The organism is Pyxidicoccus xibeiensis (genome assembly GCF_024198175.1).
Taxonomy (GTDB): Bacteria; Myxococcota; Myxococcia; order Myxococcales; family Myxococcaceae; genus Myxococcus; species Myxococcus xibeiensis.
Map to the genome: position 1 here is coordinate 229531 of NZ_JAJVKV010000001.1, position 14795 is coordinate 244325.

The window sequence follows — 14795 nt, forward strand, 5'->3', positions numbered from 1 at the left end:
CTCCCAGGGCCGTTCGCCAGTGCCCATGCCAGTGCCCCCACCCCACCGGGGGCACTGACCACCAGCGAACACCGGCATGCTCCAATCACCCACACGTCCGGTTGCTCTGGCACGTCCCCGCCTGGCCGTTGGTGCGCGTGCACGCGGTGCCCTGGGGGCAGTCCGCCTGGTCCGAGCAGTCGGCCTGGTTGTTGCCGTCGTTGTCGACGCGGTCGTTGCAGATGGTCTCCTTCTTCGTGCCCGCGTCGCAGATGCAGCCGTTGCCACACGCCTGGTTGTCACAGTCCGTGCGGTCCGCGCAGTCGACGCCGTTGTTGCCGTCGTTGTCGGTGTTGTCGCCGCAGTTGGTCTCCGAGCGGACGCAGTTGGCGAGCCGGCAGCCCCGGCCACACTCGCCGCTGACGCAGTTGGGCTCCGCGCTGCCAGCCCTGCAGTCGATGGCGCCGTCGCCGTCGTCGTCCAGGTTGTTGGAGCAGTTCACCTCCTGGACGGCGCCGCCGATGCACGCCGACACCGTGCCCTGGCCCGAGGGCGTGCTGACAGGCGCGTAGTCGCAGTCCGTGCGGTCCGCGCAGTCGGCGCCTTCGGCGTTGTCGTTGTCGAGCGTGTCGCGGCAGTTCTCCTCCGCGCACACGGACGCCTCGCACCGCGCGGCCGAGTCCGGCTGGCCGGGAGAACACGCCTTCAGGTTGCAGTCCGGGTCCGCGCAGTCGATGAGCGCGTCGTCATCGTTGTTGACGCCATCCGAGCAGTTCGTCTCCACCCGCCGGCCGCCCGTGCAGGTGCAGCCCTCGCCGCAAATCTTGCCACCACACGACAGGGTGTCCGCACAGTCGACCTGGGTGTCGCCGTCGTCGTCCACGCCGTTGCCACAATCCCCCTCCTCGCACGAAGTGCTGCTCCGGCAGAGCAGGCCGTCGCCGCATTCCTTGTCGAGGCAGTTGGAGTCCGCGCAGTTGAGGTCGCCGTCTCCATCCTCGTCCCCGCTGCCGGTCCGACACGCCGTCTCCACCCGCGTGCCGGCGTTGCACACGCAGCCCTCGCCGCAGGCCTGGTTGTCGCAGTTGTCGCGGTCCGCGCAGTCGATGAGCCCGTCGCCGTCCTCGTCCCCGCCGCCGCCGCAGTTGGTCTCCACGCGCGCGCCGTTGCGGCACACGCAGCCCGAGCCGCAGGCCTGGTTGTCGCAGTCCTGGCGGTCCGCGCAGTCGGTGGCGCCGTCGCCCTCGTCGTCCGCGCCGTTGCCGCAGTCCAGCTCGCCGCGCCGGACGCACTCTCCATTGGTGCAGTTCTGCAGGAAGGTGCAGGCCCTGCCGCACTGGCCGCAGTGGCCGGGGTCGGTCTGCAGGTCGAAGTCCTCGTCCACCCGGCCGTCGCAGTCGTCGTCCAGGGTGTTGCACTCTTCTTCGATGGGAATCACCGCGCCGGCGCAGCTGATGTTGCCCGTCCGGTCGCACACGGACCGGCCCGCGCGGCAGGTGCCCACGTCCTGCGTCCCCGGGGGGCCGCCGTAGCAGGCGGCTTCCAGCTCGTCGATGGCGCCGTCACAGTCGTCGTCCACGCCGTTGCACAGCTCGGCCGGGTCCGGCAGACAGCAGTACTTCGGCCCGTCGTTCGGCAGCGCCGTACACAGGTAGCCGTCGCCGCCGCAGTCCGCGTCCGTGGCGCAGGTGTAGGGCACGTCGTTGGGGAACTCCACCTTGCAGCCCGCCGCCCCGGTGAGGAGCAGCACGCCGCACAGGGCACGCAACCACGAATCAAAGGTGTTCATAGGTCTAGAAGCTCCCACCGACGACGAGGTGGAGCGCCGTGGACGCGCCACCGCTCCCGCCCGGCTCCAGCGAAGTAGAAGAGGGCGCCGAGCGCGTGGGGACGATGACCAGCCAGGCCACGCTGCCGGCGGCCACCACGCCGCCACCGGCGATGAGCGCCGTGGCGAGGTTGGCCTGTGACTGCGCGTCCAGCCGCTCCTTGCGGCTCAGGTCGTAGATGCCGTCGCCGTCCGCGTCGCCCGCGCGCTTCTCCACGTCCTTGGCGCCCATCCCCAGCACCACGCCCGCGCCCACCGCCGCCAGGCCCACCAGCGCGGTGTAGAGCGCCGGCCTCTTGAAGATGGACGGCCCGCCCTTGCGGCTGCCCGCCACGCCCGCCACGCCCTCGTCACCCGGGCCCTCGGGCGCCGGGCCGGAAATCTCCAGCCGCACGTCCACCGACTCGGTGGCGCCGGGCTTGAGGTTCAGCGTGCGCGTGAAGGTGCTGTACTCGTCCGCCGACACCTCCAGCTGCTGCGTCCCCGGGGGCAGGCGCGCCTCCACGCTGCCCACGCCGAGGATGCGCTCGCCCACCTTCACCACCGCCTGCGGCACGTTGACGCTCACCTTCAGCACGGCGCGCGGCCGGGCCAGCGCCATCATCCGGTTGGACAGCTTCGTCGCGGCCTCCTTCTGGAAGGCGGCATCGCGCGGGTTGCGCCCCGTCACCACGTCCTCGTGGATGACGCGCTTGTCCCGGTCATACGTCCACGCCCGCAGCGTCCAGCCCGCGTCCTCCAGCGACAGGCGCGCGGTGGTGAGCAGGTCCGCGTCCAGCGACTCCGCCGGCTCGGACAGGCACGCCACCTCCGTGCAGCGCACGGCGGCGTCGTACCCTTCGGCCAGCCGCTCCCGCGTCTCCTGCAGGTTGGCCCCCAGCGACACCATGCCGGAGGACAGCGCGCCGCGCGCCAGCGTCTTCAGCCAGACCTGGGCCTGCTGCGCGCCCGCACGCTCGGGCGTCTCCAGCCCCAGCAGCACGAAGCGCGGCATCAGCGCCGCCTTCGGGTCGTCGTTGCGCAGGTCCAGCCCCATGTCGAGGCCCTCCTGCTCCTGCGGTGTCGATTCGGTGCTGAGGTCCAGCCCCAGCCCGCCTTCCTGGGCCCACGCGGGGTGGGCCAGCAGCGCGAGCGCCAGCAGGGCGACGGAGGGAGCGACGGGAATACGCATGCCCTGGTTCTACCCCGACGCTCCCCACAACGGAATGAGAGTCGCCCGCACGCCACCCTTCCCGCCCTCGAAGGCTGTCAACCGGGTGCGACATGGTCGCCTGCCCTGCGCACGGCGGAGGCGCGGCTCGCTGCCGGAAGCTTGCCGGGCCGGGCCCCGGTCCTCATCTCCCTGTCTAAAGGAGACGAACGACATGGCGGATGGAACGCTCTGGATCCTGGTGGGCAACGCAAGCCGGGCACGGCTCTTCGCGACCGACGCGAAGGCGGAGGGGGATTGGCGCCTCGTCGAGGAGTTCTCGCACGAGGAGAGCCGGGCCAAGGCCTTCGAGCTGCTCAACCAGCCGGACAACCCCAACGCGGGCACCCTCCACGGCCCTCCCCCGGAGAACGAGCCCAACGGCCGCAAGGAGCTGGAGCATGACCGCTTCGCTCGAGAGCTCTCCGGCTTCCTCGACAAGGGACACGACAGCCATTCCTTCGACAAGCTCGTCATCGCCGCACCTCCGGAATTCCTCGGGAGAATCCGACGCTTGCTCAGCTCGCGAGTGAAACAGCGCGTACTCATGGACGTGGATGCCGACTACTCCAACGTGCCGGCGAGGGAGCTGCCTCAGCGAGTGCCCGTGCTCTAGGCAGGGAGGCAGGGCTGACTCGGGGCGCGCGCCGCGCAGTGCTCTGGTATAGGTCGGGAGCCAACCTCCTCGGATGGCTCCCGCCGTCCGAGCCCTGAGTGACATGCCTCTTCCCGTCATTGGCTCCCTCACGTTGCGAGGGCGCCTCACGCTCTACGTCACGCTGCTGTCCGTCATCCCGCTGCTGACGCTCAACTGGCTCCAGACGGGCAGCTCGCGTCGGATGCTGGAGGAGCAGATCCGCGCGTCGCTGCTGCGGGAAGCGGAGGGCGTGAAGGACCTGATGGAGGCGACGCTCGCCGAGCGCGAGTCGAGCGCGCGCAGCTGGGCGGAGGACGTGGTGGTGCGCTCCGCGCTGCGCACCGGCAACACCGAGCCGGCGGATGCCCTGCTCGCGCTGCTCCAGCGCCGCTACCTCACCCTCAACGGCATCGTCCTCTTCAACGACGAGGGCCATGCCGTGTCCGCCAGCACCCCGGCGCTGCGCGACGCGTACGCGGGCCGGCAGGACGAGGTGCTGAGCAGCCACTGGTTCCGCGAGGCGCGGCTCGGCCGCACCACCGGCGAGGGCGTCACCCAGGAGGACCCCATCTTCGGCGTGCGCGTGCTGTCGCTGGCCGTGCCGGTGATGGACCCGACCACGGACCAGCGCCTGGGCGTGCTGATGGCCGCCTTCGACTGGGCCCAGGTGGATCAGCTGGTGCAGCCGGCGCTGGCCCGCGCCCTCCAGCGCTCGCTGACGAGCTTCGCCATGGCGCTGCGGGCCGCGGACGGCACGGTGCTGTACGACTCGCGCGGCGCCGCGGCGCCCGGCAGTGACGAGGGGCTGCTCGCGGTGGCGGCCCTCAACGGCACCACGGTGAAGGACGTGGGCGACGGCTGGAGCTTCGTGGCGCTGGTGGACCCGGCGGAGGCCTACGCACCCGTGGACCGCGAGCGCCGGGTGGCGCTGCTGATGGCGGCTGGCTTCATGCTCGTGGCGGTGCTGGGCGCGTGGCTGCTGTCGCGCAGCATCACCCGGCCCGTGCTGGCCCTGCGCGCGGCGGTGACGCGCATCGTCCGCGAGGGCGACCTCACCCAGGACCTCGACGTGCGGGCGGGCCACGACGAGGTGGGCGAGCTGGCGGGCGCCTTCGGCCAGCTGGTGAAGCAGCTGCGCGAGACGGCGCAGAGCCTGCACCGGGGCACGCGCGTGCTCAGCGAGACGGTGGCCGAGCTGCACCGCGCCTCCGAGCAGCAGGAGCGCAACGTCACGCGCCAGGCCTCCGCCCTCCAGGAGACGCAGGTGACGGCGCAGGAAATCAAGCAGACGTCGCTGCTGGCGGCGGAGAAGGCGGACGACGTGCTCGGCCGCGCCACCCGCGCGGAGGAGGTGGGCCAGTCGGGCGAGCAGGCCATCCGCGACAGCCTCGGCGGCTTCCAGGCGCTGCTGGACCAGTCCAGGCAGCTGACCGGGCGCATGGGCCAGCTCAACGAGCGCACGCAGCAGATTGGCGGCATCACCCAGTCGGTGAAGGACCTGGCCGACCAGTCCAACATGCTGGCGCTCAACGCGGCCATCGAAGCGGCGCGCTCGGGCGAGCACGGCAAGGGCTTTGGCGTGGTGGCGCGGGAGATTCGCAGCCTGGCGGACCAGTCCATCCAGGCCACCGAGCGGGTGCGCGACATCCTCAACGACCTGGGCGCCAACATCCTCTCCACCGCGCGCATGACGGAGGCCGGCCACACGCGCGTGGAGGCGGGCCTGGAGCAGGTGCGCAGCAGCGGCGAGCGCCTGAAGGAATTGGCCACCATCATCCAGGACAACGCGGCCGCGGTGAGGCAGATTGCCGGCGCGGTGGCCCAGCAGAACGCGGGCATCTCGCAAATCTTCAACGCGGTGACCGACATGTCCTCCATGATGAACGACACCCAGCAGGGCCTGGCCGCCACCACGCGGGCGGCGAAGCTCCTGCAGGAAGTGTCCGGGCAGATGCAGGACGTGGCGCGCGCCTACCGCATCTAGGGAGTCAGCATGGCGGCGGTGAAGGCGGTGCTGTTGGATTTGGGCAACGTCCTCGTCTTCCACGACAACGCGCTGCTGTTCGCCCGGCTGGGCGCGCGCGCGGAGCTGGGAGCCTCCGAAGTCTCCCAGCGACTGTCGGGCGCGGGCTGGACGGCGGCCAACCGGGGCGTGCTGGACGCCGAGGCCCTCCGCCAGGACGTGTGCCGCGCGCTGGGCGTGGAGCTGCCCATGGCGGAGTTCGCGCCGCTGTGGAGCAGCCACTTCACGCTGCACGGCGCGGTGCTCCCCCGGGTGGAGGGGCTGGTGGGCCGGGTGCGCCTGGGCCTCGTGTCCAACACCAACGCGCTCCACGCCGCGTACCTCAAGCCCCTGCTGCCCGTGCTGAAGCGCTTCGACGCGGTGGTGATGAGCTGCGAGGTGGGGCACGTGAAGCCGGAGCCGGACATCTTCCGCCTGGCGCTGGAGGGCGTGGGCTGCGCCCCGGACGAGGCCGCCTTCTTCGATGACCTTCCCGAGTTCGTGGACGCCGCCAACGCGCTGGGCCTGCGCGGCCACCTCTTCACCACCGCGGAGGCCTTCGACGCGCAGCTGAAGGGGCTCGGCCTGTGAGGCTGGGCGGCTACGTCCTGCACCGCGACAACCGGGACACGCTGGAGCCGTGTCTGCGCGCCCTCGTGGCCCTCTGCGACGACGTGGTGGCGCTGGACTCCGGCGCCACGGACGGCTCGGCGGATCTGGCGCGCTCGCTGGGGGCGCGCTCGGTGCCGCATGCGTGGCGGGGCTACGGCGCCGCGCGCGAGGCCGCCGTGGCGGCGCTGGCGCCGTGTGACTACGTCTTCTTCCTGGACTCGGACGAGTCGCTGGAGCCCGCGGCGGTGCAGGCGCTGCTCGCGTGGAAGGCGTCCTCTCCCACGGAGGCCGTCTACCGCCTGCCCCGGCGCGACTGGGCGGAGCTGGACGGCCACCGCTTCCTCTTCCGCACCCAGTGGCGCGCGCGCCTGGTGCGCCGGGACAGGGCCGTGTGGCGGCCGGAGCAGATTGTCCACGAGGCGCTGCCGAAGCTGCCCGGCGGCCGGGTGCAGGCGCCCATCGAGCACCGCTTCGCCACGTCCGTGGCGCGCCGCTCCGCCAAGGAGGAGCGCTACGCGCTGCTCTGGGCCCTGCGCGCCCATGCGGAAGCGCGGCGCCTCAAGCCCGTGGGCGTGCAGCGCGTGGCGGCCTGGGCGCGAGACTGCCTGCTGAAGGGCGCGCTGTTTCGCGGCGGCGCGGATGCGTCCCGCCTGGCCTGGGCCGTCGCGGGCTACCACGCCGCGAAGTACGCATACCTCCGCGAGCTGCGCCAGGGCCGCTACCCGGAGCTGGCGCGCGCCTACGCGGAGGGCCGCTACGACGAGCTCTTCACCCGCGTGCGCGAGGGCGCGCTGGGCTGAAGGCTCGCGGAGTCACTCGTACTTCGCGATGGCCTTCTCGTGCCTGCCAGCCTCGGCCCACTTCAGGAAGGACGGCAGCGCGAGCACCGCGTCGCGGTACGCGGCGCCCACCGCGTCCAGCTCCACGCCGTAGGTGACGAAGCGGGTGACGACGGGGGCGTAGAAGGCGTCCGCGATGGAGAAGCGGCCGAAGAGGAACGGGCCGCCCTGGCCGAAGCGCGCGCGGCAGTCGTTCCACAGGACCTGGATGCGGGCGATGTCCTCCGCCACGCCGGGCGCGCGGCCCTGGCCCGGCTTCCGGGCGCGGATGTTCATGTTCATGTTCTGGCGCAGCGCCGTGAAGCTCGAGTGCATCTCCGCGGTGACGGAGCGCGCCACCGCGCGGGCCGTCCGGTCCTCGGGCCACAGCTTCGCCTCCGGGAAGGTCTCCGCCAGGTACTCGCAGATGGCCAGCGAGTCCCAGATGGCCAGCTCCCCGTGCTTCAGCAGCGGCACCTTCCCGCTGGGCGAGTGCCGCAGAATCTTCTCCGTGGTGTCCGGCTCGCCCAGCTGAATCACCACCTCCTGGAACGGCTGCCCGGTGTGGGCCAGCGCCAGGTAGGGACGGAGCGACCAGGACGAGTAGTTCTTCGTACCGACGACGAGCGTGAGCTGGGGCATGGGGCGCACGCTATAACGCCCCCGCCGCCGCGCGTCTCAGTTCGCGGGCCTCGCGGCGCTCCGGCGGCCCAGGAACGAACGCATCCGTGACAGCAGCGGCATCCGGTTGCGCCGCTCCAGCGGGTCGATGCGGTAGACGGCCACCGGCAGGCGGATGTTCTTCATGTCCCCACGCCCCAGCCGCACCGGCGGAGAGGCCAGGCTGCCCTCCACCTGCCGCGCCACCGTCTCGCTGACATAGAGCGTGCCGGGCCGGGCCAGCGCCTCGATGCGGGCCGCCAGGTTGACGCCCTCGCCGAACACGTCCCCGTCGCGGTGCACCACCATGCCCAGGTGCACGCCCACGCGCAGCACCGCGCGGCGCTCGGCGGACACGCCTCCGTTGCGCGACTCCAGCGTGCGCTGCAGTTCCAGCCCGAAGCCCACGGCCGTGGTTCCGCTCTCGAACTCCAGCAGGAAGCCGTCCTCCAGCCGCTTCACCTCGCGGCCGCCATGGCGCGGGAGCAACTCGCGCACCAGCGACGCGTGCTCCTCACGCAATAGCTGTTGTAGCGCCTCGTCGCGCCACGAATGACGGCCCGGGCCTTCGATGCCCGTGAAAAGAATGGCCGACAACGTCCTGGGTTCCGGTGCCTCCACCAGCATCGCGCATCTCCCCTCCCCCCGGCACAGACCGTCTTCCAGCTTACTTCACGACGGGTCCCCGGTCCCAGCCGGGCCCCCCCGTCCCGGCTGGGACCGGGCCCCGGACGGCCCCTCGCCCCGGGAGGCGCGGCCGTTCAGCGGACCTGTCCCCTCCCGGCGCACCCCGGTTCCAGCGGATTCCAGGTGCGACGGGTGGTGGACATTGTGTGAACTCTCCTGCTCGTCTCCATCAGGATAGGTCATCCCTGACGCGACGCACCAACCTCCCGGGGCATCCGTACGTGGGGTGTCCACGGGCGGACTCAGGAGGTGGGGTGGGGTCCACGCCCGGACAGAGGGTACGGCGACTACAGGTCATCGCAGGGCGTGCCCAGCCGCTCGCCGGTGTAGACGCCGAGCTCGTTGTAGATGAGCAGGCGGTTCTCCTCGACGGGGACGGAGCGCAGCTTCTTGCGGTTCTTCTTCTCGACCCACAGCGAGGGCTGCTCACGGTCCAGCACGAGCTGCAGGTCGCCCTTCTTGGTGGAGAAGATTTCGCCCTTCGAGTCGGCGATGACGTTGACCATCTGCTGCGGCTGGAGCCGGCCGCGGGGACCGATGAACACGCGGTAGCCCTTCTGCTCGGACCACGGGGTGCTCCGCTCCACCAGGAAGTAGGTGCCCTTCGTGTCGCGCAGCAGGGCGTACGGCTCGTACTTCTGGGGGCTGGGCGCGTAGGTGGCCTTCAGCAGCAGCTCCCTGGCCTGGTCCGGCGCCACCCGCGTCATCGGAGTGGCGCGCTTGCCGCAGGTGACCTCGCAGGTGTTCGCCTTCGGGTCGGCGCGGACGTACGAGTACGGGCGCAGGCTGAAGCCGCTGTTGTTGACGTTGTCGTTCGCCTCGGGGTCCTCGAAGCGAGGGTCCAGGAAGGCCCCCTTGGGCATCCAGAGGATGTCAGGCACCGGGGGAATGGCGGAGAAGCGGCTGCCGTCCCCGTAATAGAGCTGCAGCTGGCTGGAGTCCTTTTGGGGCGCGGCGACGACGTAGTGCCCCTTCCCGTCGGTACAGACGGAGGTTTTCTCCAGCACCATGCGCTGGCCCAGGTTCTGCCCCTTGCCCCAGGGCGGCTCGACTGCCGCTGCGGCACCGGAGGAGAGGACGACGGCCACGGCGAGGAATCGTGTGAGTGACATGCGCGTGGCGCTCCTAGAGGTTGTCCATGAAGAACTGCTGGTTCTGCTCGGCGCTCGTGCTGGAGGCGCTGGGGGCGATGCTCCAGACCACCGTGTCCGCCTCGATGCGGCCGGAGAAGGCCTCGGCGGCGCGGCAGTCCACGCGCTTCACCTTCGCCTGGACGGTGCGCCGCGCCTCCTCCGAGTCGGAGCACAGCGACGTCAGCGCCTCCAGCGGCGCCGCACAGTAGGAGCCGATGGCCTCCCCGTCATCGAGCAGCTTGTCGGGCATGGCGGTCCAGGTGATGGCCGCCGCCACCGCCGAGCCGCACGCCGCGTTCATGGCCTTCGCCGCCTCGGCGACCTGCCGGTCGTGGTCTCGCGTCCAGAACTTCTTGTCGAAGGCCTCGCCCCTGGCAATCGTGCCGTCCTCGAGCTGGCTCAGGTACAGCTCCTGGACGTCCTCGGACTTCAGGGCGGCGGTGCGCGCCGCGTCGACGGTGACGTGGATGACGCCGTCCTCGAGCAGCCGCGTAATCATGAAGTCGCCCGTCTTGTTCCTGAAGCCCTTGCGCTCCTGGAAGAGGCGCAGGTTCCTGCCGCGCCACCTGGCCCAGAACTCCGTGCCGTTCTCGGTGGCCTTGTGGAGGAGGACCTTCCCGTCATGGTCGTCCCCGGGGACCTGGAACTGGATGAGGAACTGGTTCGACTCCGGAGGCAGCAGCGGGACGACGCTCACCGACTCACCACTCTTCGCGGAGTACACGGTCCCCGGTCCCACGGGGCCGGTACCGGCGCTGGTGGGGCGGGTGCCCCGGGCGCAGCCCAGCGCGACGAACATGACTGTCACTGTCAGCAGGGTTCTCAAGCGTTTCACCTCGGTGTGGGGCTCTGGCGCGTACCGTGTGGCGGCGCTCAGAGCGCGATGTCGTACTGCTTGCAATAGCCGCGCACCCTGACGCGCTCCCAGGCGGGAACGCGCTCCCAGGAGGTGCGGGCGTTGGAGAGGTCCCGCTGGCGGCAATAGGCGCGGGTGAGAATCGAGAAGGAGGTGCCGGTGACCTGGACCCGCTGGCTGCGGCGGACCAGGTGGAGGGCCTCGTCGAGGTCGCCGCGCTCCAGCGCCTTCTCCGCCGCCGAGAGGTCCGCCAGGGCCGCCTCGGGGATGGTGGTGGGCGGCCCCTTCGGCCCCGCGGGGCGTGCGGACCGCGGGCCCTTGTGCGCGGCCTCGGCGCCCGGGGGCGACTCGGGAGTCCGGGCATTGGCCTGCTCGGGGGAAGGCGTGGGCGCGAGCCCGAAAGTCGGTGGGGGCGGCTCCGCGGGCTGTAACACGTCAGGCACGGGCACGGTGCCCGGCCGAGAGGGCTTGTCCTTCGCCACCAGCGCGGTGGGCGCCGCGTGGGCGCCCTCGTCCGCCACCGAGCCCTCAGCGGGAGACGCGGGCTTGGTACCATCACCCACCACCTGCGAGGGGGAAGCGGGCCCGGCTCCATCACCCGCCACTCCCCCCTGCGAGGAGGGGGCGGTGGAAGGCTCCTGCTTCACCACCGGCGGCTGCGTGCCCTGCATCGCTCCGAGCCTCGGCCCCACGACGAGCGCCACGGCGCCGGCCACGACGAGCACGGCCGCGACCACGGCCACCCACCGCGCCGTCGAGCGCGGCTTCACGAGGACGGGCGCGGGCGCGGGCCCCAGAGCAACGCTCCCCTTCCCGCGCAGCACCTGCGTCGGCGGAAGGGCGCTCGGCGCTTCGGCAGCCGCGGGCCTCGCGTCGGCGGGCACGGCCTCCGGGGCGGGCTCTTCCGCTCCCGGCGGGCCCATGGTCGCCGTCGGAACCTCATCGAGGGCCACGTTGAGCACGGGGCGCCTGGCGGAGCCCGCCGAGGGCGAAGAGACCGGAGCCGGTCGCCGCCCGTCCACCGTCGGCGGCTTCGACATGGGCGACTCCGCCCCCGGGCGCTTCGGGCCCACCGTCTCCGCCTGCGACGGGCGCACCGGGAGCGCCGCCACCGGCGCCGTGACGCTGTAGGACGACAGCGTCTGGAGCGGGCTGCCCGTCAGCGCCTCGATGAAGGAGCCCACGTCGGGGAAGCGGTCGTCGGGGCGCTTCTGGAGCGCCCGCTCGACGGCGTCCACGACCTGCTCGGGCACGCCGGGCGCCAGGGCCTCCAGCGGCTGCGGCGGGTCATAGACGATGCGGTAGATGAGCTCCGGCAGGTTGCCGTCCTTGAACGGCAGCTTCCGCGCCAGCATCTCGTAGACCATGCACCCGAACGAGAAGATGTCCGTCCGGGGGTCCACGTCCTGGTTCTTCCCCAGGGCCTGCTCGGGGGCCATGTACTGCGGCGTGCCCAGCAGGATGCCGCCCTGCGTATTCACGCTGTGCGAGTCGAGAATCTTCGAGATGCCGAAGTCGAGCAGCTTCACGTGCTCCATCACCACGCCGCCCACCTCGGTGGGGGACAGGAACACGTTGCCGGGCTTCAAGTCCCGGTGCACCACGCCCGCGCGGTGGGCCGCCTGGAGCGCCGAGCCCATCTGCCGCGCCACGGAGAAGACCTCTTCCAGCGTCAGCGGCCCCTTGCGCATCCGCCGCGACAGCGGCAGCCCGCGCAGGCACTCCATCACCATGTACGGCGAGCCGTCCGGCAGGTTGTCGAAGTCCAGCACCTCGACGATGTTCGGGTGACCCAGCCGGGAGGCAATCTCCGCCTCGCGGCGGAAGCGGACATAGACCTCCTTGCCCAGCCCCCCGTCGTTGCGCAGCACCTTGATGGCGACCTGCCGGCCGGGCAGACGCAGGTGGTTGGCCAGGAACACCGTCCCCATGCCTCCACGACCCAGCACGCCGGCTATCTCGTAGGTCCCTCGCAGGACGGTACCGAGGGGGATGTCACTGGATGCGGAGGAACCCATGGAGAGTCGGCTTTCAACCTCTGAAGCCGATTCTATCCTCTCCCCCCTGACACGCCTTGGCCAGTTGTCCCCCTCCCGGCCCCCAGGCCATGCAGGCCCCGGGGTGCTGGACTTTGAGAAACCGGGGGGTCCGGTGGGACTACCGGACCTCCCAGGTCCACCGGCGCGGACCTACTTCGCGGGGGCGGCGGTGGCGTCGCGGGCGGCGCGCAGCTCCTGCACCACGCGAGTCGCGCCGTAGACGTGCTCCAGGGCGGCGAGGATGCCGTCCCCGTGCACGGCCACCGCGCGGTTCGTCTCCGGCACGTACGCGTAGCGGCCGCCGAGCGAGGGCAGGTTGCCGTCGAAGATGAGCCCCACCACGCGGCCATCGCGGTCCACCATGGGTGAACCGGAGTTGCCGCCGATGATGTCGTTGGTGGTGGCCATGTCGAACGGCGTCTCGGCCGGCACCCGGCCCTGGGCCTTGAGCCACGTGTCCGGCAGCTTGAAGGGGTCCTTGCCGGTGTGGCGCGCGTAGGCGCCGCCGAACGTGGTGAAGGCTGGGACGGGGCGGCTGTTCTCCACCCAGCCCTTCACCTGGCCGGGGTTGAGGCGCAGGGTGAAGGTGGCGTCGGGGTAGCCGGAGGTGCCGTACACCGCCAGGTGCGCCTTCGCGATGCGCTCGCCGTTGCGCTTGAGCACCGACTCCACCGTGTCCTCGTAGCGCTTGCGCACGGCGCGGGCCTCGGCGTCCACCTTGCGGGCGAGGAGGAGCATCGGGTCCTTCGACGCGTCCACCGCCGCCTTGCCGCCCTCCAGCAGCGCCTGGCGCACCTTCACGTCGCCGAGCTTCGTGCCGCGCACCAGGGTGCGCGCCAGGTCGGCGGGGGCCTCGCGGCCGAGGACGCTCTGGACGAACGGGTCATCCGCGCCCAGCGTCTCGCGCAGGCGGTTGAGCCCGAAGGCCAGCAGCGCCTGCTCCAGATCGGTGGCGATGGGGGCGTCGCGCAGCAGCTGCTGGCGCAGCGTGGGCAGCTGGGCCTCGGTGTACTCGCGCAGGCGCTCGGCGTTGGGCCTGGGCTGCTCCTCCGCGGCGCGCACCAGGTTGCGGGCGATGGCGAACAGCTCGCTGGGGTACGCGTCGCCCTGCTCCTTCATGCGGTACTCGGGGAGCATGCGGCGGTAGGCGTCCAGGGCCTGGGCCGTCTCCTCCCACGCGCCCTCGGTGGCGGCCTTCACCTGCGCGTTGGCGGCCACCTTCTTGCGCAGCTCCGCCTCGTCCTGGCGCTTCCTGGCGAGCAGCGCCGGGTCGGCCAGGGCCTGGTGGCGGCCGCGCAGGGACTTCAGCGCGTTCTCCACGCCGCGCAGCCGCGAGCGCGTGGTGCGGTAGCGCTCGGGCGAGGCGCCGGCGAACTCGCGGAGCATGCCGCGAAGCTCGGCGAGCTGGAGCAGGGTGTACGGCAGGGCGACGTCGCGCTGGAACTCCAGCTCGGCGACGGTGGCCTTACGCTCGGTGCCGCCGGGGTGGCCGGAGACGAAGACGAGGTCGCCCTCCTTCGCGCCCTGCTTCGCCCACGGCAGGAAGTGCGGGCTCTTCGCGGGCGCGTCGCCCTGCCACACGCGCAGGAAGGCCACGTCGTAGCCGAAGCGCGGGAAGTTGAAGTTGTCCGGGTCTCCACCGAAGGCGGCCATGGAGAACTCGGGGGCGAAGACGAGGCGCACGTCCTGGAAGCGGCGGTACTGGTAGAGGTGGTACTTGCCGCCGTTGAAGAGCGTCACCACGTCACAGCGCACGTCCGGCGAGGTGGCGCACGCGGACTCCACGGCGGCCATCTCCTTCTTGAGGGCGGTATTGAACGCCGCGCCGGTGAGGCCCCGGGTCGCCGCGTTCATCCGCTCGGTGACGTCGGTCATCTTCTCCAGCTGGTTGGCCTCCACCTTGGGGCAGCGGCGCTCCTCGGAGGGGGCCTTCGCCTGGAAGCCCGCGGCCAGCAGGTCCTGCTTCGGGGAGGACAGGTCCTCGATGCAGCCGCGGATGCAGTGGTGGTTGGTCATCACCAGGCCGTCGGGCGACACGAAGCTGGCGGAGCAGCCTCCGGCCAGGCGCACGGAGCCCAGGCGGACCTTGTCCAGCCACTCCTGCGAGGGCGTGAAGCCGTAGGCCTTCTTCACGGCCTCCACGGGGAAGGCATCGTAGGTCCACATGCCCTCGTCCGCGGCGGCGGGCAGGGAGATGAGCAGGGCGAGTGCGAGGAATCCTCGGTCCACGTGGGGTCGTCCTTCTGGAGTGACTGGGAGTAGGAGTGCCCGTCCTGTACCCGGAACGGGCGCGCGTCAACTTGTGGGGGCGGGACGCATTCCCGGGCGAGGAATCACGCGCCGCGTCAGCTATGG

At 71.5% G+C, this 14795-nt stretch carries 12 protein-coding genes; 4 read left to right on the forward strand and 8 right to left on the reverse strand.

Features of this window, described 5'->3' with window-relative positions:
* Window positions 1-85 precede the first annotated feature (85 nt).
* The gene (locus tag LXT23_RS00880) at window positions 86-1768 is read right to left on the reverse strand and encodes a hypothetical protein (protein ID WP_253978125.1); all 1683 of its coding nucleotides are present in this window, start codon (window positions 1766-1768) and stop codon (window positions 86-88) included.
* A 4-nt stretch (window positions 1769-1772) separates the two neighbouring features.
* Window positions 1773-2978 (reverse strand): PEGA domain-containing protein, encoded by a 1206-nt coding sequence (locus LXT23_RS00885; RefSeq protein WP_253978126.1) that lies wholly within the window; start codon window positions 2976-2978, stop codon window positions 1773-1775.
* Window positions 2979-3171: 193 nt separating this feature from the next.
* Between LXT23_RS00885 and LXT23_RS00890 the strand changes: the two genes are divergently transcribed.
* From LXT23_RS00890 to LXT23_RS00905, 4 genes are all read left to right on the forward strand, one after another.
* Window positions 3172-3612: a host attachment protein gene (locus tag LXT23_RS00890; RefSeq protein ID WP_253978127.1), complete on the forward strand. Its 441-nt coding sequence runs from the start codon at window positions 3172-3174 to the stop codon at window positions 3610-3612.
* Window positions 3613-3715: 103 nt separating this feature from the next.
* A complete protein-coding gene (locus LXT23_RS00895; protein WP_253978128.1) occupies window positions 3716-5617 on the forward strand; it encodes a methyl-accepting chemotaxis protein in 1902 nt (633 codons plus the stop codon).
* A gap of 9 nt (window positions 5618-5626) precedes the next feature.
* On the forward strand, window positions 5627-6226 hold the full coding sequence (locus LXT23_RS00900; RefSeq protein WP_253978129.1) for an HAD family hydrolase: 600 nt from the start codon (window positions 5627-5629) through the stop codon (window positions 6224-6226).
* On the forward strand, window positions 6223-7047 hold the full coding sequence (locus tag LXT23_RS00905) for a glycosyltransferase family 2 protein (protein ID WP_253978130.1): 825 nt from the start codon (window positions 6223-6225) through the stop codon (window positions 7045-7047). The genes LXT23_RS00900 and LXT23_RS00905 overlap by 4 nt, the downstream gene beginning before the upstream one ends.
* 12 nt (window positions 7048-7059) lie before the next feature.
* Here LXT23_RS00905 and LXT23_RS00910 read toward each other — a convergent pair whose 3' ends face one another.
* From LXT23_RS00910 to LXT23_RS00935, 6 genes are all read right to left on the reverse strand, one after another.
* Window positions 7060-7707, reverse strand: coding sequence for a glutathione S-transferase family protein (locus LXT23_RS00910; RefSeq protein WP_253978131.1), 648 nt, complete (start codon window positions 7705-7707; stop codon window positions 7060-7062).
* Window positions 7708-7743: 36 nt separating this feature from the next.
* The gene (locus LXT23_RS00915) at window positions 7744-8352 is read right to left on the reverse strand and encodes an adenylate/guanylate cyclase domain-containing protein (protein WP_253978132.1); all 609 of its coding nucleotides are present in this window, start codon (window positions 8350-8352) and stop codon (window positions 7744-7746) included.
* A 347-nt stretch (window positions 8353-8699) separates the two neighbouring features.
* Window positions 8700-9524, reverse strand: coding sequence for a hypothetical protein (locus LXT23_RS00920; RefSeq protein ID WP_253978133.1), 825 nt, complete (start codon window positions 9522-9524; stop codon window positions 8700-8702).
* 13 nt (window positions 9525-9537) lie between these two features.
* Window positions 9538-10371 carry a hypothetical protein gene (locus LXT23_RS00925; RefSeq protein ID WP_253978134.1) on the reverse strand — a complete coding sequence of 278 codons (834 nt, stop codon included), beginning with the start codon at window positions 10369-10371 and terminating at the stop codon, window positions 9538-9540.
* Between the two features lie 47 nt (window positions 10372-10418).
* A complete protein-coding gene (locus LXT23_RS00930; protein ID WP_253978135.1) occupies window positions 10419-12350 on the reverse strand; it encodes a serine/threonine-protein kinase in 1932 nt (643 codons plus the stop codon).
* Window positions 12351-12590: 240 nt separating this feature from the next.
* Window positions 12591-14669 (reverse strand): S46 family peptidase, encoded by a 2079-nt coding sequence (locus tag LXT23_RS00935; RefSeq protein ID WP_253978136.1) that lies wholly within the window; start codon window positions 14667-14669, stop codon window positions 12591-12593.
* Window positions 14670-14795 lie beyond the last annotated feature (126 nt).